We start from the raw sequence: 24,690 nt of genomic DNA, 5'->3' as shown, positions 1-24,690 counted from the left end.
GGAGGCGGAAATGCCTATGGTGTTCGTGCGGCGTAGCCTGGGAGCCGTCGCCCGTCCACATGTACGTTCGGACGACGGCGGACACCGCGTGACACACAGACCCGCGTGAAAGAGGCGATTACCGGCCGTGTCGACCCAGCAGACTTCGCAGGAGAACCCACTGGCGGGTTTCGGCCCGAACGAGTGGATCGTCGAGGAGATGTATCAGCGCTACCTCGCCGACCCGTCGAGCGTCGACTCGGCCTGGCACGACTTCTTCGCCGACTACCGACCCGGGCCGGGCGCGGCGACCCCGCGCCCGGCTGACGCCGGGGCGGCGACGCCGGAGCCCGCCGCGCAGCAGGAGCCGGTCGCCACCGTCGCGACCGGGCCCGCCGCGAAGGCGGCGACGACCGACGCCAAGCCGGCCGCCAGCACCAGGCCGGCCGCCACCAGGTCGACCGCCACCGCCACGCCGGCCGCCGCCCCGAAGCCGGCCACCACGAAGCCGGCCACCACGAAGACCGTCCCCGGGCCCGCCGCGAAGCCGGCGGCCACGGAGAAGGCCGCCCCGGCCAAGCCGGCGGCGAAGGCGCCGACGGCCAGCGCGGCCGGCACCACACCGCTGCGCGGGGTGGCCGCCCGGATCGTGCAGAACATGGACGCCTCGCTGTCCGTGCCGACCGCCACCAGCGTGCGCGCGGTCCCGGCCAAGCTGCTGGTCGACAACCGCATCGTGATCAACAACCACCTCGCCCGGGGCCGCGGCGGCAAGGTCAGCTTCACCCACCTGATCGGGTACGCGCTGGTCCGGGCCGTGGTCGCGCACCCGGAGCTGAACAACTCGTACGCCGAGGTGGACGGCAAGCCGGCGATGGTCCGCCCGGAGCACGTGAACCTGGGCATCGCCATCGACCTGACCAAGCCCGACGGCTCCCGCAACCTGGTGGTGCCGTCCATCAAGGGCTGCGAGCAGATGGACTTCCGGCAGTTCTGGCAGGCGTACGAGGACGTGGTCCGGCGCGCCCGCCGCAACGAGCTGACCATGGAGGACCACTCGGGCACGACGATCTCGTTGACCAACCCGGGCGGCATCGGCACGGTGCACTCGATCCCCCGGCTGATGCAGGGGCAGAGCGCGATCATCGGGGTCGGCGCGATGGAGTACCCCGCGCCGTACCAGGGGATGAGCGAGGCGACCCTGGCCGAACTGGCGGTCAGCAAGATCATCACGCTGACCAGCACGTACGACCACCGGATCATCCAGGGCGCGCAGTCCGGCGAGTTCCTCAAGGTCATGCACGAGCTGCTGCTCGGCGAGCACGGCTTCTACGACGAGGTCTTCACCTCGCTGCGCATCCCGTACGAGCCGGTGCGCTGGATGCGGGACGTGGCCGTCGACTCCGAGGGCCAGATCAACAAGACCGCGCGGGTGCACGAGCTGATCCACGCCTACCGGGTCCGGGGCCACCTGATGGCCGACACCGACCCGCTGGAGTTCACCATCCGCAAGCACCCCGACCTGGACGTCCTCCAGCACGGGCTGACCCTGTGGGACCTCGACCGCACCTTCCCGGTCAACGGCTTCGCCGGCAAGCAGCGGATGAAACTGCGCGAGATCCTCGGCGTGCTGCGCGACTCGTACTGCCGTCGGCTCGGCATCGAGTACATGCACATCCAGGACCCGGAGGAGCGCCGCTGGATCCAGGAGCGGATCGAGCGGCGCTACGAGAAGCCGGCCGCCGACGAGCAGAAGCACGTGCTCAACCGGCTCAACGCCGCCGAGGCGTTCGAGACCTTCCTGCAGACCAAGTACGTCGGCCAGAAGCGGTTCTCGCTGGAGGGCGGCGAGTCGCTGATCCCGCTGCTCGGCGAGGTGCTGGAGGCGTCCGCCGAGGACGGGCTGGACGAGGTCGTCATCGGCATGGCGCACCGGGGCCGGCTCAACGTGCTGGCCAACATCGTCGGCAAGCCGTACGAGAAGATCTTCTCGGAGTTCGAGGGGCACCTCGACCCGCGCTCCACCCAGGGCTCCGGCGACGTGAAGTACCACCTGGGCCAGAACGGCAAGTTCACCACCCCGGACGGCGACCACTCGGTCAAGGTGTCGGTGGTGGCGAACCCGTCGCACCTGGAGGCCGTCGACCCGGTGCTGGAGGGCATCGTCCGGGCCAAGCAGGACCGCATCGACCTCAAGCTGGAGGGTTACACCGTGCTGCCGCTGGCGGTGCACGGTGACGCCGCGTTCGCCGGGCAGGGGGTCGTCGCCGAGACGCTCAACCTGTCCCAGCTGCGTGGTTACCGCACCGGCGGCACCGTGCACGTGGTGGTCAACAACCAGGTCGGGTTCACCACCGCCCCGGAGTACAGCCGGTCCAGCCTCTACAGCACCGACGTGGCCCGGATGATCCAGGCGCCGATCTTCCACGTCAACGGCGACGACCCGGAGACCGTGGTCCGGGTGGCCCGGCTGGCCTTCGAGTACCGCCAGGCGTTCAACAAGGACGTCGTGATCGACATGGTCTGCTACCGGCGGCGCGGCCACAACGAGGGCGACGACCCGTCGATGTCCAACCCCCAGATGTACAAGATCATCGACTCGAAGCGGTCGGTCCGCAAGCTCTACACCGAGGAGCTGATCGGCCGGGGCGACATCACCGTCGAGGACGCCGAGGAACTGCTGCGCGACTACCAGGCACAGCTGGAGCGGGTTTTCAAGGCCACCCGGGACGCCGCCACCACCCCGCGCCAGGTCAGCCGGCCCAGCCGCGCCGAGGAGCCGGAGCCGCAGGTGCAGACCGCCACCTCCACCGCCGTGGTCAAGGCCATCGGCGAGGCGCACGTCAACCTGCCCGAGGGCTTCACCCCGCACAAGCGCATCCAGCAGTTGCTCGACCGGCGGGCCAGGATGTCCGCCGAGGGCAACATCGACTGGGGGTACGGCGAGATCATCGCCTTCGGCTCGCTGCTGCACGATGGGATCACCGTCCGGCTCGCCGGGCAGGACTCCCGCCGGGGCACCTTCGTCCAGCGGCACGCCTCGATCGTCGACGCCAGGACCGGCGAGGACTACCTGCCGCTGAAGTCGCTCACCGCCGACGGCGAGCGGTCCCGGTTCTTCGTGCACGACTCGCTGCTGAGCGAGTACGCCGCGATGGGCTTCGAGTACGGCTACTCGGTGGAGAACGTCAACGCGCTGGTCTGCTGGGAGGCGCAGTTCGGTGACTTCGTCAACGGCGCCCAGTCGGTGATCGACGAGTTCATCTCCTCCGGCGAGGTGAAGTGGGGCCAGCGTTCCGCGGTCACCCTGCTGCTGCCGCACGGCCACGAGGGCCAGGGCCCGGACCACACCTCCGGCCGCCCGGAGCGGTTCCTCCAGCTCTGCGCCGAGGACAACATGCGGGTGGCCATCCCGACCACCCCGGCGAACTACTTCCACCTGCTGCGCCGCCAGGCCCTGTCGCCCAAGCGCAAGCCGCTGGTGGTGTTCACGCCGAAGTCGCTGCTGCGGCACAAGCTCTGCGTCAGCCCGGTGGAGGACTTCACCACCGGCACCTTCGCACCGGTGCTGGCCGACCCGACCGGGCCCGCCCCGGAGCAGGTCAAGCGGGTGCTGCTCTGCTCGGGCAAGGTCTACTACGACCTCTTCCAGGCCCGGCAGGAGCGGGGGGTCACCGACACCGCGATCATCCGGCTCGAGCAGCTCTACCCGATGCCGGTGCAGGAGATCCGGGACGCGCTGGCGGCGTACCCGAACGCGGAGGACTTCGCCTGGGTGCAGGAGGAGCCGGCCAACCAGGGGGCGTGGAGCTTCGTCGCGCTCAACCTGCTGGAGCACCTGGCCGACGTCCGGCTGCGCCGCATCTCCCGGCCCGCCGCCGCCGCCCCGGCGGTCGGCTCGGCCAAGATGCACGAGGTGGAGCAGACCGCGCTGATCGACGCCGCGCTGCCCCGCCCCTGATCCGATCCCCATCCACCCACCCGGCCCGCCCCTGTCCAGGGCGCGGGCCGGGCCCGTCAGCGAGGAACGAGGAACACGGTGTACTTCACCGATCGTGGGATCGAGGAACTGGTGCAGCGGCGGGGCGACGAGCAGGTGACCCTGGAGTGGTTGGGCGAGCGGCTGCGCGACTTCGTCGACCTCAACCCGGAGTTCGAGACGCCGGTCGAGCGGTTCGCCACCTGGCTGGCCCGGCTCGACGACCTCGACGAGGACTGATCCGGCACCGCCCCCGCACCGGCGCGGGGGCGGTCAGCCGTTGCGTACCGCCGGTTCCAGGCCGGTACGCCGCAGCTTCTGCCAGCCCAGCCGTCCGCCGGTCAGCGCGGTGACCACCGCCTGCACCATCACCAGGTACATCAGCTGCCGGTAGACGAACTGTTGCAGGGGCAGCACCCACAGCACGCCGAGCTTCTCCCGGTCCAGCCGGAACGCCACCACGGCGGTGAGGGTCTGCACGCCGAGCATGACCAGCCAGGCCACCGCCGTGGCCCGGCGGTCGAGGAAGAACAGGCCGTACAGGGCCAGCAGGTCGATCACCGGCGCGAGCAGCGGCAGCAGCACCCCGAAGAGGCTGAGGAAGAACAGGCAGCGCCTGGTGAACCGGCCGGACGCGCCCCGGTCGAGCACCGAGCGCCGGTGCTTCCACATCGCCTGCATGGTGCCGTAGCTCCACCGGTAGCGCTGCTTCCAGAGCTGTCCCATGGTCGCCGGGGCCTCCGTCCAGGCGCGGGCGGTCTCCTCGTAGACCACCTTCCAGCCGGCCCGGCCCAGGGCGATGGTGATGTCGGTGTCCTCGGCGAGGGTGTCGTCGGTCATCCCTCCGGCGTAGCGCAGCGCCTCCCGCCGGAACCCGCCGATCGCGCCCGGCACGGTGGACATGCAGCGCAGCGTCTCGTAGAGCCGCCGGTCGAGGTTGAACCCGATGACGTACTCGATGTGCTGCCACTTGGCGATCAGGCTGCGCCGGTTGCCGACCTTGACGTTGCCGGCCACCGCGCCGACCTGCGGGTCGGCGAAGGGCTGCACCAGCCGGCGGACCGCGTCGGGCTCGAAGACGGTGTCCCCGTCGACCATCACGATCAGGTCGTGCCGGGCCAGCGCCAGGCCGGTGTTCAGGGCGCTGGGCTTGCCGCCGTTGGGCTTGCGGACCACCCGGACGTTGGGCAGGCCGAGCGCGTCGACGATGTCGGCGGTGCCGTCGGTGGAGCCGTCGTCGACGACGATCACCTCGATCCCGCCCGGATGGTCGCCGCCGGCCAGCGAGCGGACCGCCGCGGCGATCCCCTCCTTCTCGTTGTACGCCGGGACGATCACCGAGACCGGCGCGGTGACCGGCGGCCCCCAACTCCAGTCCCTGGCCCGCCGCCGACGGGCGTGCCGCCCGGCCAGCACGAACAGCACGAGGGTACGGCCCACGGTGAGCACGCCGACGACGACGAAGAGCACACCGAACACGGTCAGCATGCGGTCGGCGCCCTGCACCGCCCAGATCAGCGTCCGGCCGCGCCACCGTTCCCCGGTGCCGGCGGGGGTGGCGGCGTCCATCCGGTGGTCGACCCCGGCGGCGGCGAAGGCGAGGTTCAGCCCCTCGGTCGCGGTGACGAACCGGTACCCCCGTTCCTTCATCATCGGGATGAACCGGTCGAGGGCGGCGACGGTCTGCGACCGGTCTCCGCCGGCGTCGTGCCAGAGGGTGACCGCACCGGAGTCCCCGTCGGGGGCGGCGTTCGCCACGATCCGGTCCACTCCGGGCAGCGACCAGTCCTGGCTGTCGGTGTCGTTGAGGAAGGTCAGGTAGCCCAGGTCACCGGCGGCGGTGACGACCGGCCAGTCCCGGTTGTCGATCGCGCCCGGGTGCGACGAGTACGGGAAGCGCACCAGCGAGGTCCGCATCCCGGTGGCCCCGGCCACGGCGAGCTGGGTCTGGGCGTACTCCAGGCGTTGCCGCCACGCCGGCAGTTCGGCGAGGTCGGGGTGGGTGAAGGTGTGCACGCCGAGCTGGTGTCCGCCGTCGGTCAGCTCACGGGCCACCTCGGGGTGCCGGGCGACCTGCGAGCCGAGCACGAAGAACGTGCCCTTGACCTGGTGGGCGTTCAGGACCTTGAGCACCTCGCGGGTCCAGACCGGGTCCGGGCCGTCGTCGAAGGTCAGCGCGATGGTGCGCGGCGGCAGCCGGTAGGAGCGGACCAGCTCGCTGCTGGCGCTGATGATCGGCCCGCCGGTCACCACCGAGGTGGGCACCTCCCGCTGCCCGGCGGCGCTGTCCCGGCGGTCCGGGGCGAAGGAGGCGTTGGCGTACGCGCCGACCAGCAGCACACCGGCCAGCAGCGCGAGGACCGTGCCCAGCAGGATTCCGCTCGGCGGCGGCACCGGCCGACGCCGCCGGGCGGGGCCGGGGGCGCGACGACGGGTGGTCGGGCCGGCCGGCTCAACCATCGACGCGGACGCCGTCGGCACCGCCGGGTAGCGGGTCGGGCAGGGTGGGTGGCTCGTCGGTGGGCGTCGGCGGGTTCGGCGTCGTGGCCTCCGGTGTCGGCCGGGTCGGCCGGGGCGATGCCGTAGAGGTGGCCGGGCTGCGGCCCGGTGACCGGCTGGCGCTCGCCGACGGTGAGGGGCTGGCGGTGCCCCGGGTGGCGGACGGGGTGACCGGGGCGACGGCCGGCCCGCTCCCCCGGGGCGCCCGCGGGGTGACGGTCGGTGCCCCGGCGCCGGTGGTCGTGGCGGGGGCCGCCGGGGTGGTGGCCGTCCGGGCCGGCGGTTCCGACCGCTCCGGCTGCGCGACCTCGTCCACGAAGGGGAGCACCGCGTGCGGGGCGATGCCCCCGGCGAAGCTGATCCCGACCAGCCCGGAGTAGATCAGGACCACCAGCCCCAGGGCGTACGCGAGCCATCGCAGCCGGGAGTGGCGGCGACCGCTGGGGTCGACGAAGACGGGGACCGGCCGGGGTACGGCGGCGATCAACGCGGTGGGGCCGTCGGTCGGGCCGGCGGTGCGGTCGAGCACCACGGTCGGGCCATCGACCACCGTCACGTCATCGATACAATGTGGATCAGCAGCCGACCGAACACCGAGCGCGCCCACCGGCTTCGATCCTTTGGATGGCGCATTTTTCCTGCTCAGGCGGTCGGCAGTCATGGGATGCGAGTTTAGGCACGAGGATCACTCAGCTTCCAGCTCGTCCCACGAATGAGACTCGGGTCGCACCTGCGGGTGACGATTCAGGACGAAGGTCCCGGGCGGGACCCGACGTGATCTCCTAGGGTGGTGCCGTGGCCCGCAGCGTCTACCTGACCAGCGTGGGGTCCGGCGGGGGTAAGTCGACCATCGCCCTCGGCCTCGCGGAACTCCTCTCCCGGCAGGTCGAACGGATCGGCGTGTTCCGACCGCTGGTCTCCGACACCGGCGACGACCCGATCCTCACCCTGCTGCACGACCGCTACCGGATCGACCTGCCCCAGGCCGACCTGACCGGCACCACGTACACCGAGGCGGCGGCCCTGGTCGCCGACGGCCGGCGGGAGGAGCTGATCTCCCGGATCGTCGAGCGGTACCGGGCGGTGGAACGGCGCTGCCCGGCGGTGATCGTGGTGGGCAGCGACTTCACCGACGGCGGGGACACCGCCGGCCCCCGGGAGCTGGCCTTCAACGCCCGGCTGGCCACCGAGTTCGGCAGCGTCGTGGTGCCCGTGGTCGACGGCTTCGGGCAGCAGCCGGACGCGGTCACGGCGGCGGCGCGCGGCGCGTACCACGATCTGGCCGACCTGGGCGCGACGGTGCTGGCGGTGATCGCCAACCGGGTGACCGGGGCACTGACCCTGCCGGAGCTGCCCGTCCCCGCGTACGCCATCCCGGAGGTGCCGAGCGTGTCCGCGCCGACGGTGGCCGAGGTGGCGGCGGCGCTCGACGCCACCCTGCTGGCCGGGGACGACGCCGCCCTCGGCCGGGACGTGCTCGACTACGTGGTCGGCGCGGCGCACGTGCCGATCCTGCTCGACCACCTCACCGAGGGGGCCCTGGTGATCACTCCGGGCGACCGGGCCGACCTGCTGGTCGCGGCGGCCACCGCGCACGTGGCCGGGCAGGTCTCGCTGGCCGGCGTGGTGCTCACCCTCGGCGAACAGCCCGACCCCCGGGCGATGCGCCTGGTCGAGCGGCTCAACACCGGCTTCGCCGTGCTCTCGGTGACCAGCGACAGCTACGACACGGTCGAGGCGTCCAGCCACATCGAGGGCCGGCCCGGCCCGGCCAACCCGCGCAAGGTGGAGGCCGCGCTCGGCGCGTTCGAGGGCCACGTCGACACCGTCGACCTGGCCCGCCGGCTGCGGGTCAGCCGCTCCGAACGGGTCACCCCGCTGATGTTCGAGTACGACCTGATCGACCGGGCCCGCGCCGACCGCCGCCGGCTGGTGCTGCCCGAGGGCACCGACGAGCGCATCCTGCGGGCCACCGAGATCCTGCTCCGCCGGGGGGTGGCCGACCTGACCCTGCTCGGCCGCCCCGACGAGGTGGCCCGCCGCACCCGCGAGCTGGGTATCGACCTGACCGGCGCGCAGGTGGTCGACCCGGCCGGCAGCGCCTGGCGGGACGAGTTCGCCACCCGGTACGCGCAGTTGCGCGCCCACCGGGGCATCACCGTCGAGCTGGCGTACGACATCATGGCCCAACCCAACTACTTCGGCACCATGATGGTGGCCACCGGGCACGCCGACGGGATGGTCTCCGGGGCCACCCACACCACGGCCGCCACCATCCGCCCCGCCTTCGAATTCATCCGTACCGTGCCGGGCGTCTCGGTGGCCTCCAGCGTGTTCTTCATGCTGCTCGCCGACCGGGTGCTGGTCTACGGCGACTGCGCGGTCAACCCCGACCCGGACGCCGCCCAGCTCGCCGACATCGCCATCTCCTCGGCCGACACGGCGGCCCGGTTCGGCATCGAACCCCGGGTGGCGATGCTGTCCTACTCGACCGGGGACTCCGGCGCGGGGGTCGACGTGGAGAAGGTCGCCACCGCCACCAGGCTGGTCCGCGAACGCCGGCCCGACCTGCTGGTCGAGGGGCCGATCCAGTACGACGCGGCGGTCGACCCGCAGGTCGCGGCGACGAAACTGCCGAGCAGCACGGTCGCCGGCCGGGCCACCGTGTTCATCTTCCCGGACCTCAACACCGGCAACAACACGTACAAGGCGGTGCAGCGGTCGGCGGGGGCGGTGGCCGTCGGCCCGGTGATGCAGGGCCTGCGCCGGCCGGTCAACGACCTGTCCCGGGGCGCGAAGGTCGCCGACATCGTCAACACGGTGGCGATCACCGCCATCCAGGCGGCCGGATCGTCGGAGGAGGGGTCGTGACCGACCGGGTGCTGGTACTCAACTGCGGATCGTCGTCGGTGAAGTACCGGCTCTACGCCGGGGGGTCGACGGTCGACTCGGGCACCGTGGAGCGGGTCGGTGAGCCGGGCGGCGGTCCGCCCGACCACGCCACCGCCGTCCGGGAGATCCTCGGCCGGCTCGACCTGACCGGGCTGACCGCGGTGGGACACCGGGTGGTGCACGGCGGCCGACGGTTCAGCGCGCCGGTGCGGATCGACGACGCCGTCGTCGCCGCGATCGGGGAACTGGTGCCGCTGGCCCCGCTGCACAACCCGGCCAACCTGGCCGGCATCGCGGCCACCCGGGAACTGCTGCCGGACGTCGCCCAAGCGGCGGTCTTCGACACCGCCTTCCACCACACCCTGCCCGAGTCCGCCGCCACGTACGCCATCGACCTGGAGACCGCCCGCCGGCACGACATCCGCCGGTACGGCTTCCACGGCACCTCGCACGCGTACGTGTCGCGGCGCACCGCCGAGCTGCTCGACCGGCCGTACGACCGGCTGCGCACCATCAGCCTGCACCTGGGCAACGGGGCGAGCGCCTGCGCGGTGGACGGCGGACGCAGCGTGGCCACCTCGATGGGCATGTCGCCGCTGGAGGGGCTGGTGATGGGCACCCGCAGCGGGGACCTCGACCCGACGGTCATCTTCCACCTGCGCCGCGAGGGCGGAATGGGCGTCGACGAGATCGACGACCTGCTCAACCACCGCAGCGGGCTGCTCGGCCTCACCGGGGTCAACGACATGCGGGAGGTGCAGTCCCGGCGGGCCGCCGGGGATCCCGCCGCCGTGCTCGCCTTCGACGTCTACTGCCGGCGGATCACCGGCTACGTCGGGGCCTACCACGCGCTGCTGGGCGGGGCGGACGCGATCACCTTCACCGCCGGGGTGGGCGAGCGCTCCCCCGAGGTGCGCGCCGCCGCCCTGGCCGGGCTGGACCGGCTCGGCATCGCCGTCGACCCGGACCGCAATGCCGGCACCGGCGACCGGGTGATCTCACCGGCCGGCGCGCCGGTCAGCGTCTGCGTGGTCGGCACCGACGAGGAGCGGGAGATCGCCCGGCAGACCCGCACGGTGCTGGCCGGGGCGGACCGGGTGGCGGAGCCGGACCGACCGGGGCGGTGACCACCGTCGTCCGGACGGCCGGGCCGGACCGGCCCGCCGACCACCTACCGTGCAGGCATGGGGGTGAGGCGGCTGTGCGCCGTGGTGCTGGCCGCGCTGCTCGCCGGCTGCGGCCCGGCCACCGCCGCCACCGACCCACCGCCACCGCCGCCGGCCCGGCACGCCCCGGACCACGCCCTGCCGGTCGCGGTACGTACGTTCACCGTCGACCCGGCCGGGCCGCGCCCGCTGCCGGTGACGCTCTGGTACCCGGGCGTGGGTGGCCGGGTCGCCCCGGGCCGGTTCCCGGTGGTGGTGCACAGCCACGGCCTGCACAGCCTCCCCGCGCTGCACGCCGCGTTGGCCGTCAGGTGGGCCGCCGCCGGTTTCGTGGTGGCCGCGCCGACCTACCCGTACACCAACCGGCGGGCGGCCCGGTTCGACCGCGCCGACGTCCGTAACCAGCCCGCCGACGGCTGGCGGGTGATCCGGCACCTGGTCCGGTTGGACGCCCGCGCCGGTGACCCGCTCGCCGGGCACCTGGACGTGGGCCGGTTCGCGGCGACCGGGCACTCGGCGGGTGGTTTCACCACGGCCGGCATGTTCACCTCCGGCCACCCGGCCCGGCTGCGCTCCGGCGTGATCATCGCCGGGGGTGGACTGGCCGGCGCGTTCGCCGGGCCGGGTGCCCCGCTGCTGTTCGTGCACGGCACCGCCGACCCGGTGGTGCCGCTGGCCGTCGGCCGGGCGGGCTACCGGCGGGCGGGCGGCCCGAAGGCGTTCCTCAGCGTGCTCGGGCAGGGGCACGGCGAATACCTCATCCCGGGCCGGCCGGGCTTCGAGCAGGTGATCGCCACCGTGACCGATTTCCTGCGGTGGACCCTCTACGACGACCGGGACGCCGGCCGGCGGCTGCGCTCCGACGCCACCCGCCCCGGCGTCACCACCCTCGACGACCGGTTGGCCGACGCCGGACCGTAGCCCGCCGGGCAGCCACGACGGGCAGGCACAATCGTTCTCATGTCCCGTCGTCGTATCCCGGTCCTGCTGACCGCCGTGCTGCTCGCCGCCGGCCCGGTCGGCTGCTCGGCGTCGCCGTCCGCGCCCCCCGCCGCCCCGTCGCCGACGCCGGAGGCGACCGCGCCGCAGGCCGCACCGCAGGCGTCGAGCGTTCCCGCCGGGACCGCGCCGACGCGGGCGTTCGCGGTCGGCGTACGGCAGCTCACGCTCAACCGGGGCGGCGACCGCCCGCTGCCGGTGACGCTCTGGTATCCGGCCCGGGGCACCGCCGGTGGGACGGCGCAGCGCGACGCCCCGGTGGCGGCCGGACGGTTCCCGGTGGTGGCGTTCAGCCACGGCCTCGACGGCCGGCCGACCGACTACCGGGCGTTGACCACCCGCTGGACGGCGGCCGGTTTCGTGGTGGCCGCGCCGATGTTCCCGCACACCGGCAAGGGCACCGACGGCAGCGTCCTGGACGTGCTCAACCAGCCCGCCGACGTGTCGTACGTGCTGGACAAGGTGCTGGCGCTGGACGCGAAGGCCGGTGACCCGCTGCGCGGCCGGCTGGCCACCGACCGGGTGGCCGCGGCCGGGCACTCGGCCGGCGGGGTGACCACCATCGGCCTGTTCACCACCGGCCGGGACGAGCGGCTGCGCGCCGGGGTGGTCCTCGCCGGGACGGGGCTGGGCGTGGGTACGGCCTTCGCCGGGGCCGCCGCCCCGCAGCTCTTCGTGCACGGCCGGGCCGACGAGGTGGTCGACTACGCCGCTGGCAAGGCCGTCTACGACGCGGTGCCGTGGCCCAAGGCGATGCTCAGCCTGACCAGGGGCGACCACGGCCGGATCCTGCTCGGTGACGACACGGCCCTGCGGGTGGTCTCCGACACCATCGTCGAGTTCCTCCGCTGGACGCTCTACGGCGACGCGGCCGCCCGGGACCGGCTGCCCGCCTCGGCCACCCGGGGCGACATCGCCACCCTCGACGACCGCCTCTGAGCACGGGTCAGGCGGTGTGGTCGACCACGACCTTGCCGAAGACCGCACCGGAGTGCAGCCGGGCGAAGGCGTCGGCCACCCGGCTGAACGGGACCACACTGTCGACCACCGGGCGTACCTCGTGCTCGGCGCAGAAGGCGAGCAGTTCGGTCAGCTCGTCCGGGGTGCCCATCGAGGTGCCGAGGATCTCCAGCTGCATGGCGAAGACCCGGCGCAGGTTCACCGGCGGCAGGTGACCTGAGGTCGCCCCGGCGACCACGATCCGGGCCATCGGGGCGGCCGACTTCAACGAGTGGTCGAAGGTGGCGGCACCGACCGTCTCGATCACCACGTCGACCCGCTCCGGCAGCCGGGCGCCGGGTTCCAGGGCGGTCGCACCCAGCGCGGCGACGCGGTCCCGCTTGGCGGCGTCGCCGCTGGTGGCGTACACCCGCTTGCCCAGCGCCAGGCCGAGCGCGACGGCGGCGGTGGCGACCCCGCCGCCGGCCCCCTGCACCAGCACCGCCTCGCCGTCGGCGATCCGGCCCCGGGTGGTGAGCATCCGCCAGGCGGTGAGCCAGGCGGTCGGCAGGCAGGCCGCGTCGGTCGCCGACAGGCCGGCGGGCAGCGGCAGCAGGTTCATCCGGGGTACGGCCACCCGCTCGGCCAGCGTGCCCTGGTAGTGCTCGGAGAGGATCGAGACGCCCCGCGGGTCGCCGGGGGTGGGCAGCACCGGGTAGATCACCACCTCGTTGCCGTCCGGGTCGGTGCCGACCGCGTCGCAGCCGAGGATCATCGGCAGTTGACCGTCGGCGAGCCCCACCCCGCGCAGCGACCACAGGTCGTGGTGGTTGAGCGAGCTGGCCCGCACCTGCACCGTCACCCAGTCGTCGTCGAGGTGGGCGGGCTCGGGACGGTCGCCGACGGTGAGCGCGGCGAGCGGGTTGTCGGCGTCGAACCGGGAGGCATAGGCGGCACGCATGATCCGCACCGTAACAGCGGAACGATCGTTCACGAAGGGTCCGGGCCGGCCGGCCCGGACCCTTCGCACCTGCTCGCAGGGCGCGTCGTGCGCCCGTCGCCTGTCGCTCAGGCGCGGGCGACGCCGTCGTGGCGGGCCGCCTGGGCCACCGCCGCCGCCACCGCCGGGGCGACCCGGGGGTCGAGCGGGGACGGCACGATGGCGTCGGCGCTGAGCGACCCGTCGACCACCCCGGCGATCGCGTCGGCGGCGGCCACCTTCATCCCGTCGGTGATCCGGGTGGCCCGGGCGTCCAGCGCGCCCCGGAACACCCCGGGGAAGGCGAGCACGTTGTTGATCTGGTTGGGGTAGTCGCTGCGTCCGGTGGCGACCACCGCCGCGTGCCGGGCGGCGACCTCCGGGTCCACCTCGGGGGTGGGGTTGGCCAGCGCGAAGACGATGCCGCCCGGGGCCATCCCGGCGACCGCCGCCTCGGGGATCAGCCCGCCGGAGACGCCGATCAGCACGTCCGCGCCGCGCAGCGCCTCGGTGACGTCACCGCGCCGGCCCTGCGCGTTGGTGGTCGCGGCGAGGTGCGCCTTGGTCTCGGTCAGGTCGTCGCGGTGCCGGCCGATCACGCCCCGGGAGTCGCAGACCACCACCTGTTCGGGGTCCACTCCCCCGGCGACGAGCATGTGGGTGACCGCGACCCCGGCCGCGCCGGCCCCGCTGACCGTCACCCGCAGGTCGCCGAGCTTGCGGTTGAGCAGGCTGGCCGCGTTGCGCAGCGCGGCCAGCACCACGATCGCGGTGCCGTGCTGGTCGTCGTGGAAGACCGGGATGGGCAGCGCCTCGTCGAGCCGCCGTTCCACCTCGAAGCAGCGCGGGGCGCTGATGTCCTCCAGGTTGATCCCGCCGAACGAGGGGGCGAGGGCCCGGACCGTCGCCACGATCTCGTCGACGTCCTGGGTGTCCAGACAGACCGGCACCGCGTCGACGCCGGCGAACTGCTTGAACAGCACCGCCTTGCCCTCCATCACCGGCAGCGCCGCGCGGGGGCCGATGTTGCCGAGGCCGAGCACTGCGGAGCCGTCGGTGACGACGGCGACGGTGTGCGACACCCAGGTGTAGTCGTCGACGAGGGCGGGGTCGGCGGCGATCGCCTCGCACACCCGGGCCACCCCCGGGGTGTACGCGAGCGAGAGGTCCTCGCGGCTGGTCAGCGGGACGGTCGAGGCGACGGCGAGCTTGCCGCCGAGGTGCAGTCGGAAGACGGGATCAGCGGGATCCACGGTGGACGCAGACATGGTGACTCCAGGATCTGTCGAGCAGACGGAGCGGCCGGCGCGAGGGCGCGAGGTGAGGCGGAGCGGCGACACGCGGTACGGGGGTCACCCGGGCACCTCCCGAGCATAGTCAGGCCACCGGTAGCGGGTTGTGAGGAGGGTCATATCGGTGCGGCGGCCGGCCGACCGGGGCGGGGCCAGTAGCGCAGGACCACCCGGCCCAGCACGTCGGCCACCCCGTACGCCCGGGAGTCGTCGGTGACCAGCGCGTTGTCACCGTGCAGCCACCACCCGCCGTCCTGCGGGCGCACGGCGCGCTTGACCACCAACAGGTCCGGGCGGCTGCGGAACACGGCCACCACCACGTCGCCGGGGCGGACGGGCCGGCCACCCCGGCGGACCAGCAGCGCGTCGCCGTGGCGCAGGGTGGGTGACATGGACGGCCCGGTCACGCCGACGGCGGTGAACGGGGCGCGCGACCGAAGGGTGGGACCGGAGCCGCCGACCGTCACGAGGTTTCCCCTCCGTCCCTGCCGGGGACGTCCTCAGGAGTAATGTCGGCTCGGATCATCGCAAACATCCCATGGAGGAGCCTGATGCGACTTCCCCGCATCCTTTCGCCCCGTGTGACCGCCAGCGCACACTGTGACCTGCCCTGCGGCGTCTACGACCCGGCGCAGGCCCGGATCGAGGCCGAGTCGGTCAAAATGATCTGCGAGAAGTACCAGGCGAACACGGACCCCGAGTTCCGCACCCGGGCGATCCTGATCAAGGAGCAGCGCGCCGACCTGGTCAAGCACCACCTGTGGGTGCTCTGGACCGACTACTTCAAGCCGCCGCACTTCGAGAAGTACCCGCACCTGCACCAGCTGTTCAACGAGGCCACCAAGGCGGCCGGCGCGGCCGGCGCCAAGGGTGCGACCGACCCGGCCAAGGCCGACGAGCTGCTCCAGAAGATCGACGAGATCTCCAAGATCTTCTGGGAGACCAAGCAGGCGTGAGCCTGCCCACCACGGCACCGACGATCCGGCCGGCGCGTCCCGGGGACGTGCCGGCCATCGTCGCGATGGTGCACGAGCTGGCCGACTACGAGCAGGCCGCCGACCGCTGCGGGCTGACCCCGGCCCAGCTCGACACCGCCCTGTTCGGGCCGGCCCCGGCGCTGTTCGGGCACGTCGCGGTGGACGACGACGACCAGCCGGTCGGCTTCGCGCTGTGGTTCCTCAACTTCTCCACCTGGGCCGGCGTGCACGGCATCTACCTGGAGGACCTGTACGTCCGCCCGGCGTGGCGGGGTACCGGGGCCGGCCGGGCGCTGCTGGCCACCCTCGCCGGGATCTGTGTGGAGCGCGGCTACCGGCGGCTGGAGTGGTGGATGCTCGACTGGAACCCGGCCGCCCGGTTCTACGCCTCGATCGGGGCCGAGCCGATGACCGAGTGGGTGCCCTACCGGCTCGACGGGGCGGCCCTGCACGGCCTCGCCGCCGAAGGGGTGACGTCGGCCACGCGTCTGTCCGACCGGCCGGGTAGAGTCCCGGACCGGGGGGATGAGGCGTGACTCAACTGACCGGCCAGCCAGCGACCGACGACGACGTCGTGCACCTCACCGTGCCCGCCGACGGCGGCTACCTGGGCGTGCTGCGCACCGCCACGGCGGGGCTCGCGGCCCGCCTCCAGTTCGCGCTCGACGAGATCGAGGATCTGCGGATCGCGGTCGACGAGGCGTGCGCGATGCTGCTCGCCATCGCCACCCGCGACGCCGAGTTGGAGTGCCGGTTCGCGGTCACCGAGGACGCACTGACCGTCGAGGTGACGGTGCCGACCGTGCGTGGCGCGGCCCTGCCGGGGGAGTCCTCGTTCGCCTGGAAGGTGCTCACCGCGCTGACCACGGCGGCGGCGGCCGAGTCCACCCCGGGCCGGGCCACCATCTCGCTGCTCACCCGCCGCTCCGCCGGCTACTGACCGCCCGCCGCCGGCTTCGCGCCGCGGCGGCGGCGTGGGTCAGCCGAAACCCAGGGCCCGGGTGGTCGGCGGGCTGACCAGCAGCGCGCAGACGCCCACCCCGAGCACGATCAGGGGTACGCCGAGCCAACCCAGCCCGCCGGTGATCATGAACCAGCCGACCGGCACCAGCATCAGCTCCAGCACCATCGCCGGGGCGCGGGCACCGGCGCGGCGGCGGGCCAGCGCCCCGCCCAACGCCCAGAGCGCAACCGCACCGGCGATGGCGAAGCCGGTCACGAAGAGTGCCGAGACCAGGTCGGTCTTGGTGGCGGTGAGGTCGGCCCAGACCAGCCAGCCGGCGACCAGCGCCAGGGCGACGGCCTCGGCCCGCAGCAGGCGTACCGCCCAGCGCAGGGTGTCGGGAACCGGCGCGGAGTCGATCGTCACGCGGGCCACGATACCCCTGCCCCATCACGTAAAGTGCCGGCCATGCGGGCCGTCCTGGTGGTCAATCCGAAGGCCACCACCACCAGCGAACGCAGCCGGGACGTGCTGGTCCGGGCACTGCGCAGCCAAGTAGACCTGTCGGTGCGGTACACCCGACGCCGGGGCCACGCCACCGACCTGGCCCGGGAGGCCGCCCAGGAAGGCGTCGACCTGGTGGTCACCCTGGGTGGTGACGGCACGGTCAACGAGGTGGTCAACGGCCTGATGACCGCCGATCCCCCGACGATCCGCACCGGCGGCTCCCCGGCGGAGCGGCTGCCGGCGCTGGCCACCGTGCCGGGCGGCTCGACGAACGTCTTCGCCCGCGCTCTCGGGCTGCCCAGGGAGTGGGCGGACGGCACCAGCATGATCCTGGAGGCGTTGCGGCTGGGCCGGTCCCGCACGATCGGGCTGGGCCGGGCCGACGACCGCTACTTCACCTTCTGCGCCGGCTTCGGCCTGGACGCGGCGGTGATCCATCGGGTGGAGCAGGCCCGGCGGCGGGGGCGGGTCTCCTCCCCCGCGCTCTACTTCCGTTCCACCCTGAGTCACTACTTCCTCGGTGCCGACCGGCGGCATCCGGCGATCAGCCTGGAGCGGCCGGGCGAGCCGGCCGAGGCCGAGCTGGCGACCGTGATCATCCAGAACACCGCGCCGTGGACGTACCTCGGCGACCGGGAGGTCAACCCGAACCCGGCGGCGTCGTTCGATCTCGGGCTGGACGTGATGGCGCTCCGTCAGCTCCGCGTCGCCAGCACGACACGCACGGTGACACAGTTCCTCTCCCGACACCCCGACCCGCGTGGCAAGCAGGTGCTCCGGTTGCACGATCTGGAGGAGTTCACGCTGGTCTCGGCCCGCCCGCAGGCCTTCCAGCTGGACGGGGACTACCTCGGCGAGCGACACAAAGTCAGATTCACCTCCGTTTCCGGCGCACTGAGAGTAATCTGCTAGGTCTCGGGTAACGCCCTAGGTCGAGCGGTCGGGACACCGCGCGGCGCGGTGGCCGCCACACCGAGGAGGAGTGTCGGAAATGTCAGCAATGTCACGCGGACTGTACTATATTGATCCTCGACTGTGGTACGCCGGGTGACAGGGAAGCCTGAAAACCGGACAAAAAGGTCGTGAGCTTGCTCACCGAGCGGAGTTTTTCCGAGCGTCACCCCTTGACATCGCGTTCGTTCGTGAAAGTATTCACAAGCGAACTTGAGTTACCGGGACATTGCCTGGATATGCTCGGCCGGTTGAGCAGTTCCAGCAGGCCCAGGCGCCGAAAACGAGTCTGCTCACGCATTGCCGAATAGTCGTATGCGAACCGTGACGACCGGCACTGCGGACGGATATAAGAAAAGCACCAGCGTTACTGCCATCCATCCAGAATGAGGAGTGTTGCCGCCATGGACTGGCGTCACAATGCCGTCTGCCGCGACGAGGACCCGGAGCTGTTCTTCCCGATCGGGACGTCCGGCCCTGCTGTCCTGCAGGTCGAGCAGGCCAAGGCCGTCTGCCGGCGCTGCTCCGTGACCGATCAGTGCCTCCAGTGGGCACTGGAGTCCGGTCAGGACGCCGGCGTCTGGGGCGGGATGAGCGAGGAGGAGCGCCGCGCGGTCAAGCGCCGTGGCGGTCTCCGGGTGCTGCGCGCTCACTCCGCCTGAAAAAACCGATCACACACGCTGTTCGCCCCGGCCGGGTCCGCCCGCCGGGGCGTTCTGCTGCCCGCACCCCCGTGATCAGAATTCGTCAATGCATTGTCGCGAGACAATTACCGACGGTAATGAACACGTGAGTGACTCCGGTCACCCGTCACCCGACGTGTCGACGCGGCGCAGCACCAGATCCACCAGATCCGGGGAGTCGTTCAGCGGGGCGCTGACGGCCACCGCCCCGGCCCGCTCCGCCGCCACCACCACCGCGTCGTGGAACAGCCCCGGCGCGAGGAAGTACGCCACCACCGCCACCCGGCGCGCACCGGCCGCCCGTAGCCGGGTCACCGCCACATCGGCCATCGGCGGGGCCGCCGAGGCGTACGCCACCGTGCAGGGCACCCCGTACCCGGCGGAGAGGGCGGCGGCGACCCGCCCCACCGACCCCCGGGCCCGCGCGTCCCGGGTGCCCGCCGCCGCCAGCACCAACGCGTCCACCGGCCCCGGCCACGCCTGCGCCAGCCGGTGGCCCAGCCCGGCCAGCAATCCGGCGTCCACCGTCCCGTCGGCCGGCCCGAGCACGTCGGTCACCCGTACCGTCAGCCCGGGAGCGGCCTCCCGGGCCGCCGCCACCGCCGCCGGGACGTCCACCCGTCGGTGGTAGGCGGCGGTGAGCAGCAGGGGCACCACGACCGCCGTACGGTGCCCGTCGGCCGCCAGGCCCCGCAGCACCTCCGTCGGCTCCGGCTCGGTGTGGTCGAGCCAACTGGGCAGCACCGGCGTACCGGGACGGGCGGTCTCGACGGCACGGGCCAGTGCCCGGGTCGCCGCCGCCGCCCGGGGGTCCCGGCTGCCGTGCGCCACCAGCACCACCGGCACACCCGCGCCGGCCCGAGCCGAAGCGCCGGCCGTCGGGGCGTGTTCCGGCCCGGTCAGACGTGCAGACCGCACTCGGTCTTCTCGAACATGGCCCAACGGCCGGCCCGGGGGTCCTCCCCCGCCCTGGTCCGGCGGGTGCACGGCCAGCAGCCGACCGAGCCGTAGCCCCGGCTGAGCAGCTCGTTGACCGGGATGTCGTAGCGGGAGATGTAGGAGTCCACGTCGGCCTGGGACCAGGCGGCGATCGGGTTCACCTTCACCTTGCCGCGCCGGGGGTCGAACGTCACCACCGGGGTGTTCGCCCGGGTCGGCGACTCGTCCCGACGCAGCCCGGCGGCCCAGGCGTCGTACCCGGACAGGGCCCGCTCCAACGGCTCGACCTTGCGCAGCTGGCAGCAGTCGTCCGGGGAGCGGTTGAACAGCCGGGGGCCGTACTCGCCGTCCTGCTGGCCGACGGTCTGCCGGGGCCGGATCGAGCGCACGTTCACCGGCAGCCGGCGGGCCACCTCGTCGCGGACCCGTAGCGTCTCCGGGAAGTGCAGCCCGGTGTCCAGGAAGATCACGTCCACCCCGGGGGCGACCCGGGACACCAGGTGGGCCAGCACGGCGTCGGCCATCGAGCTGGTCACACAGAACCGGTCGCCGAAGGTGTCGGCCGCCCAGCGGGCGATCTCCAGCGCCGGGGCGCCCTCCAGCTCGCGGCCGGCCCGCTCGGCCAGCGCCCGCAGCTCGGCCGGGTCACGGCGGGCCGGGTCGGCCGTCCTGGGGCCGCCCGGGCCGACCAGGCCCAGGCCGGTGGCCGACAGCAGCCCGGTCACCGGGTCACCGCCCGGCTCAGCAGGCCGTTGAACTTGACGGTGAAGACCCGGGCGCAGGCGTGGCACTCCCAGGCGCCGTGGCCGGCCTCGTTCGGCCGCAGGTCCTCTTCGCCGCAGTACGGGCAGTGCAGCGGCGCGGATCGGGTTTCACTCATCGGAGTTCCTCCTCGTCGACCCTGATCACCCAGTTGGCGAACGTCTCGCCCTCGGTCCGGCCGGCCAGGTAGCGGCGGGCCAGTCGTTCCACGTACTCGGGAAGCTCGTCGGCGGTGGTCTTCAGGCCGCGCAGCTTGCGGCCGAACCCGGCGGTCTGGCCCTGGGCCATGCCCAGCCCGCCGCCGAGGTGCACCTGGAAGCCCTCCACCTGGCGGCCGTCCGGGCCGACCACCAACTGGCCCTTGAGGCCGATGTCGGCGACCTGGGTGCGGGCGCAGGCGTTCGGGCAGCCGTTGAGGTGGATGGAGATGTCCGCGTCGAAGTCGCGCAGCCGCTCCTCCAGCCGGGCCACCAGTTCCTCGCCACGCGCCTTGGTCTCGACGATGGCCAGCTTGCAGAACTCGATGCCGGTGCAGGCCATGGTGCCGCGCCGCCAGGCCGACGGCCGGGCCTCCAGGCCGATCCCGCGCAGCTCGTCGACCAGGGACTCGGTCCGCGCCGGCGGCACGTCCAGCACCAGCAGCTTCTGGTACGGCGTGAGCCGCACCCGGTCGCTGCCGTGCGCCTCGACCACGTCGGCGAGCTTGGCCAGCTGCCCACCGGAGACCCGCCCGACCACCGGGGCGGCCCCGACGTAGTTACGCCCGTCGCGCTGCCGGTGCACGCCGATGTGGTCGACCGGCTTGTCGGGCAGCTGCGGGGCCGGACCGTCGAGCAGGGTACGCCCCAGGTACTCCTTCTCCAGCACCTCGCGGAACTTCTCCACGCCCCAGTCGGCCACCAGGAACTTCAGCCGGGCGCGGTTGCGCAGCCGGCGGTAGCCGTAGTCGCGGAAGATGCCGACCACGCCCGCCCAGACGTCCGGCACCTCGGCCAGCGGCACCCAGACGCCGAGCCGCTTGGCCAGCATCGGGTTGGTGGACAGACCGCCGCCGACCCAGACGTCGAAGCCGGGGCCGTGCTCCGGGTGCTCGACCCCGAGGAAGGCGATGTCGTTCGCCTCGTACGGGGTGTCGACCAGCCACGAGATCGTGGTCTTGAACTTGCGGGGCAGGTTCGAGAACGCCTTGTCGCCCACGTAGCGGCGGACGATCTCGTCGAGCGCGGGGGTCGGGTCGAGCACCTCGTCCTCGGCCACCCCGGCGACCGGGCTGCCCAGCACGATCCGGGGGCAGTCGCCGCACGCCTCGGTGGTCTGCAGGCCGACCGACTCCAGCCGACGCCAGATCTCCGGCATGTCCTCGACCCGGATCCAGTGGTACTGGATGTTCTGCCGGTCGGTGATGTCGGCGGTGTCCCGGGCGAACTCCCGGGAGATGTCGGCGATCACCCGGAGCTGGGCCAGGGAGAGCTGACCACCGTCGACCCGGACCCGGAGCATGAAGAACTCGTCCTCCAGCTCGTGCGGCTCCAGCACGGCGGTGCGCCCGCCGTCGATGCCGGCCTTACGCTGGGTGTACAGGCCCCACCAGCGGAACCGGCCGCGCAGGTCCTGCGGGTCGATCGAGGCGAACCCGCGGTGGGCGTAGATGTTCTCGATCCGCGCCCGGACGTTCAGCGGGTCGTCGTCCTTCTTGATCCGCTCGTTGGGGTTGAGCGGCTCGCGGTGGCCGAGGGCCCACTGTCCCTCGCCACGGGCACGGCGGGGGGCACGGGTGGCGGGGACGGTGGTGGCCGTCGGGGTCCCGGGACGGGCCGGGGTGCTGCTGACCGCCATCGCGGCGTCCTCCGTTGTCTCTGCGGTGCCTCGGGGGAGCGCGGACGCGGCGGCGGCCGGCCCGGGAAGGGCCGAGGACAACGGTGTCGGAACGGCCGGCGCAGAGTACGCGCCCGAGACGGATGGGTCGGGCGTCGTCAGTGGGCCGGACAGATCGCGCTGCGCACGCGGCCGTAATCGACGTGGCGACGTGCCACGAAGCGGCGGACGACAGCGGCGGTCATGCAGCCATGTTCCCACACCCTGCGGAAACCGGCCAAGGACCGCGTGCCGCATCCCACATCACGGGCCGCATCCCCACCGTCACCGGGGTCGCGCGCCGGCCGGGACGGCCCCCGACAGGCGGGACGGCCGCCGATGGGCGGGACGGCCGCCGATGGGCGCAAGAAGGGGTATCCGGCCGAACAGACACCACAACATCGGCCCACATGAGTCGATCAAGGGCGACCGGCCCGTCGGCGGCCGGCAGCCCGTCGGCCGGGAGCCGACCCGGGGTGATGCCCGGGGAGCGCACAGGCATCGCCGCGAAGTCGATGCCTGCCGGAGGACCGGGACGACCGGAAGCCGGGGTCGCCGGGTGGTCGGCCCACCCAGGCCCAGGGTGACCGGCCGCCGGGGCCCCGGCACGGGCGGCCCGCCCAGGACCAGGGTGAATCGTCTTCGACATCAGCTCGAAAGGACGCGGACCACACCTCGTTGCCCGCGGACGGCCTGGTCGCCTCCGGCTCCGACGGTGCCGCCGGGTCGGGTGTGGGACCCTCGATTCGTGGGCACAATGTCCGGAAAAGGGCATTCGGGTGGGCAGGAGCATGCGCACTCGCGTTCCTGCACGACCTCACCGGCGGCCCCGCCCGCTGGACCGGCGGGGGTGGCGGTGTGGGCCGTTCCGCTGCTTCTCACCCTGGTCGTGGGCTGCTCGGGGATCAGCAGCGCCCAACCCTGGCGGGACGAGCTGGCCACCTGGAGCGCGGCCACCCGACCGGTCGGGGACCTCCTCCGGCTCACCCGTACCGTCGACGCGGCGACGGGGGCCTACTACCTGGTGGTGCACGCCTGGACCGGGGCGTTCGGCGACTCCGTGACGGCGTTGCGGCTGCCCTCGGTGCTGGCGATGGCGGGGGCGGCGGGCCTCACGGGCGCACTCGGACGACGGTTGTTCGGGGCACCTGCCGGCCTGCTCGCCGGCCTGCTGTTCGCGGTCCTCCCGGGCACCTCCCGGTACGCGCAGGAGGCCCGGCCGTACGCGCTGGTGACGCTGCTCTCCGTGCTGGCCACCGTGCTGCTGGTCCGCGCCCTGGACCGTCCCGGCCGGCTGCGCTGGGCCGGCTACGCGGCGGCCGTCGCCGGACTCGGCCTGGCCCACCTGCTCGCCCTGGGTCTGCTCGCCGCGCACGCCGTGGCGGTGCTGACCTTCGCGGCCTGGGGCCCGCCCAGCAGCGGCGTCACCCGCGAGTCGTGGGGACGGCGGCTGCGGGGGTGGGTGCTGGCCGTGTCGGCCGCCCTGGTGGTGCTGACCCCGCTGCTGGTCACGGCGCAGCGGCAACGGTCCCACCAGCTCGACTGGGTCGCCGCGGCCCGGCTGGCGGACCTGGCGGCCCTACCGGGCGCGCTGGCGCACAGTGGCGTGGTGGGTGGCGTGCTCGTCGGGCTCGCCGCGCTCGGGGCGACCCGCTCGGGGCGCCGGGGCCTGCTGCCCGGCCTGTGCGTACTGCTGCCGGTGCTCCTGGTCTTCGTCGCCGGGCTGGTCGTGCCGCTCTGGGTGCCGCGCTACCTGTTCTTCACGGTCCCCTTCGCCTGCCTGCTCGCCGGTGCCGCCCTGGCCGGCCCCGCACCACCGGCGGCCCGGGAGCTGACCCGCCCGGCGGGAGCGGGGTTGGCGGTGGTGGCGCTCGCCGCGCTGCTCGGGCTGCCCGACCAGGCGGCGGTACGGCACAGCCACGGCTGGCCGCGCAGCGCGACCGTCGACTACCGGGGGGCGGCGGCGGTGATCGCCGCCGGCCAGCGGCCCGGCGACGCGGTGGTCTACGCGCCCCGTGACGGATGGCTCTTCCTCGACCTCGGCATCGACTACCACCTGCCCCGGACCGCCGGTGAGCGGGCCGCCGCCGGGCCCCGGCCCCGGGACGTGCTGGTCGGCGAGGGGCGGCGGGACCGGGCCGACCTGTGGGTCCGCGAGTGCGACCGGCCCGCCGGCTGCCTGGCCGGCGCGGACCGGGTCTGGCTGGTGATCGCCGGGCGGCACGACGACCCGCTCACCACGGTCCCGGGCGACAAGGGCGACGCGCTGCGGGCCGGGTTCACCGTCGAGCAGGTCCACCCACGGCCGGGGGTGACGGTGGCGCTGCTCGCGCGGCGACGTTGACCGCGC

22 protein-coding genes are annotated in these 24,690 nt (G+C 73.3%); 12 read left to right on the top strand and 10 right to left on the bottom strand.

All coding sequences use genetic code 11. The features are described from left to right. Positions 1-127: 127 nt before the first annotated feature. Positions 128-3,940: a multifunctional oxoglutarate decarboxylase/oxoglutarate dehydrogenase thiamine pyrophosphate-binding subunit/dihydrolipoyllysine-residue succinyltransferase subunit gene (locus tag ACN260_RS04180; protein WP_422754781.1), complete on the top strand. Its 3,813-nt coding sequence runs from the start codon at positions 128-130 to the stop codon at positions 3,938-3,940. Positions 3,941-4,018: 78 nt separating this feature from the next. Further along, positions 4,019-4,198 carry a DUF6104 family protein gene (locus ACN260_RS04175; protein WP_088645992.1) on the top strand — a complete coding sequence of 60 codons (180 nt, stop codon included), beginning with the start codon at positions 4,019-4,021 and terminating at the stop codon, positions 4,196-4,198. Positions 4,199-4,231: 33 nt separating this feature from the next. On the opposite strand, the gene ACN260_RS04170 is transcribed toward ACN260_RS04175, so the two are convergent. Next, positions 4,232-6,418 carry a bifunctional polysaccharide deacetylase/glycosyltransferase family 2 protein gene (locus ACN260_RS04170; protein ID WP_422754780.1) on the bottom strand — a complete coding sequence of 729 codons (2,187 nt, stop codon included), beginning with the start codon at positions 6,416-6,418 and terminating at the stop codon, positions 4,232-4,234. Further along, positions 6,411-7,013, bottom strand: coding sequence for a hypothetical protein (locus ACN260_RS04165; RefSeq protein WP_422754779.1), 603 nt, complete (start codon positions 7,011-7,013; stop codon positions 6,411-6,413). The genes ACN260_RS04170 and ACN260_RS04165 overlap by 8 nt, the downstream gene beginning before the upstream one ends. 239 nt (positions 7,014-7,252) lie before the next feature. On the opposite strand from ACN260_RS04165, the gene pta reads away from it, so the two are divergent. The 4 genes from pta to ACN260_RS04145 are packed head-to-tail and all read left to right on the top strand — an operon-like array spanning position 7,253 to position 12,453. After that, positions 7,253-9,328, top strand: a complete 2,076-nt coding sequence (pta, locus tag ACN260_RS04160; protein ID WP_422754778.1) for a phosphate acetyltransferase — start codon at positions 7,253-7,255, stop codon at positions 9,326-9,328. Continuing rightward, positions 9,325-10,476, top strand: coding sequence for an acetate/propionate family kinase (locus ACN260_RS04155; RefSeq protein ID WP_422754777.1), 1,152 nt, complete (start codon positions 9,325-9,327; stop codon positions 10,474-10,476). The genes pta and ACN260_RS04155 overlap by 4 nt, the downstream gene beginning before the upstream one ends. A gap of 57 nt (positions 10,477-10,533) precedes the next feature. Next, positions 10,534-11,436 carry an alpha/beta hydrolase family protein gene (locus ACN260_RS04150; protein WP_422754776.1) on the top strand — a complete coding sequence of 301 codons (903 nt, stop codon included), beginning with the start codon at positions 10,534-10,536 and terminating at the stop codon, positions 11,434-11,436. Between the two features lie 39 nt (positions 11,437-11,475). Then, the gene (locus ACN260_RS04145; RefSeq protein WP_422754775.1) at positions 11,476-12,453 is read left to right on the top strand and encodes an alpha/beta hydrolase family protein; all 978 of its coding nucleotides are present in this window, start codon (positions 11,476-11,478) and stop codon (positions 12,451-12,453) included. 7 nt (positions 12,454-12,460) lie between these two features. On the opposite strand, the gene ACN260_RS04140 is transcribed toward ACN260_RS04145, so the two are convergent. The 3 genes from ACN260_RS04140 to ACN260_RS04130 all read right to left on the bottom strand — a co-directional run bounded on the left by ACN260_RS04140 (position 12,461) and on the right by ACN260_RS04130 (position 15,191). Further along, a complete protein-coding gene (locus ACN260_RS04140) occupies positions 12,461-13,423 on the bottom strand; it encodes a zinc-binding dehydrogenase (RefSeq protein WP_422754774.1) in 963 nt (320 codons plus the stop codon). 98 nt (positions 13,424-13,521) lie between these two features. Beyond that, positions 13,522-14,700, bottom strand: coding sequence for an NAD(P)-dependent malic enzyme (locus ACN260_RS04135; protein WP_422754773.1), 1,179 nt, complete (start codon positions 14,698-14,700; stop codon positions 13,522-13,524). Positions 14,701-14,840: 140 nt separating this feature from the next. After that, positions 14,841-15,191, bottom strand: a complete 351-nt coding sequence (locus ACN260_RS04130) for a S24/S26 family peptidase (RefSeq protein ID WP_422754772.1) — start codon at positions 15,189-15,191, stop codon at positions 14,841-14,843. Positions 15,192-15,275: 84 nt separating this feature from the next. Between ACN260_RS04130 and sodN the strand changes: the two genes are divergently transcribed. From sodN to ACN260_RS04115, 3 genes are read left to right on the top strand one after another with little or no spacing between them, the layout of a single operon-like run. Further along, positions 15,276-15,680, top strand: a complete 405-nt coding sequence (sodN, locus tag ACN260_RS04125; protein WP_088645999.1) for a superoxide dismutase, Ni — start codon at positions 15,276-15,278, stop codon at positions 15,678-15,680. After that, positions 15,677-16,237 (top strand): GNAT family N-acetyltransferase, encoded by a 561-nt coding sequence (locus ACN260_RS04120; protein WP_422754771.1) that lies wholly within the window; start codon positions 15,677-15,679, stop codon positions 16,235-16,237. The genes sodN and ACN260_RS04120 overlap by 4 nt, the downstream gene beginning before the upstream one ends. Continuing rightward, the gene (locus ACN260_RS04115; protein WP_422754770.1) at positions 16,234-16,641 is read left to right on the top strand and encodes an ATP-binding protein; all 408 of its coding nucleotides are present in this window, start codon (positions 16,234-16,236) and stop codon (positions 16,639-16,641) included. The genes ACN260_RS04120 and ACN260_RS04115 overlap by 4 nt, the downstream gene beginning before the upstream one ends. A gap of 39 nt (positions 16,642-16,680) precedes the next feature. Here ACN260_RS04115 and ACN260_RS04110 read toward each other — a convergent pair whose 3' ends face one another. Further along, complete coding sequence (locus ACN260_RS04110; RefSeq protein WP_422754769.1) at positions 16,681-17,070, bottom strand: hypothetical protein; 390 nt, start codon at positions 17,068-17,070, stop codon at positions 16,681-16,683. A 42-nt stretch (positions 17,071-17,112) separates the two neighbouring features. On the opposite strand from ACN260_RS04110, the gene ACN260_RS04105 reads away from it, so the two are divergent. Both ACN260_RS04105 and ACN260_RS04100 read left to right on the top strand, forming a co-directional pair. Continuing rightward, complete coding sequence (locus ACN260_RS04105; protein WP_422754768.1) at positions 17,113-18,063, top strand: diacylglycerol/lipid kinase family protein; 951 nt, start codon at positions 17,113-17,115, stop codon at positions 18,061-18,063. A gap of 443 nt (positions 18,064-18,506) precedes the next feature. Next, positions 18,507-18,764, top strand: a complete 258-nt coding sequence (locus ACN260_RS04100; RefSeq protein ID WP_067311984.1) for a WhiB family transcriptional regulator — start codon at positions 18,507-18,509, stop codon at positions 18,762-18,764. Positions 18,765-18,905: 141 nt separating this feature from the next. On the opposite strand, the gene ACN260_RS04095 is transcribed toward ACN260_RS04100, so the two are convergent. The 4 genes from ACN260_RS04095 to ACN260_RS04080 are packed head-to-tail and all read right to left on the bottom strand — an operon-like array spanning position 18,906 to position 22,322. Then, complete coding sequence (locus ACN260_RS04095; RefSeq protein WP_422754767.1) at positions 18,906-19,703, bottom strand: sirohydrochlorin chelatase; 798 nt, start codon at positions 19,701-19,703, stop codon at positions 18,906-18,908. Next, complete coding sequence (locus ACN260_RS04090) at positions 19,685-20,449, bottom strand: phosphoadenylyl-sulfate reductase (RefSeq protein ID WP_088646003.1); 765 nt, start codon at positions 20,447-20,449, stop codon at positions 19,685-19,687. The genes ACN260_RS04095 and ACN260_RS04090 overlap by 19 nt, the downstream gene beginning before the upstream one ends. Beyond that, a complete protein-coding gene (locus tag ACN260_RS04085) occupies positions 20,446-20,604 on the bottom strand; it encodes an IS1 family transposase (RefSeq protein WP_141723017.1) in 159 nt (52 codons plus the stop codon). Before ACN260_RS04085 ends, ACN260_RS04090 begins: the two co-directional genes overlap by 4 nt. Next, the gene (locus ACN260_RS04080; RefSeq protein ID WP_422754766.1) at positions 20,601-22,322 is read right to left on the bottom strand and encodes a nitrite/sulfite reductase; all 1,722 of its coding nucleotides are present in this window, start codon (positions 22,320-22,322) and stop codon (positions 20,601-20,603) included. Before ACN260_RS04080 ends, ACN260_RS04085 begins: the two co-directional genes overlap by 4 nt. A gap of 868 nt (positions 22,323-23,190) precedes the next feature. Between ACN260_RS04080 and ACN260_RS04075 the strand changes: the two genes are divergently transcribed. Then, positions 23,191-24,684: a glycosyltransferase family 39 protein gene (locus ACN260_RS04075; RefSeq protein ID WP_422754765.1), complete on the top strand. Its 1,494-nt coding sequence runs from the start codon at positions 23,191-23,193 to the stop codon at positions 24,682-24,684. The last annotated feature ends 6 nt before the right edge of the window (positions 24,685-24,690 follow it).

Source organism: Micromonospora sp. WMMD708, from assembly GCF_049315245.1.
Lineage (GTDB): Bacteria > Actinomycetota > Actinomycetes > Mycobacteriales > Micromonosporaceae > Micromonospora > Micromonospora wenchangensis.
This window is presented reverse-complemented; position numbering and strand designations above follow the sequence as displayed.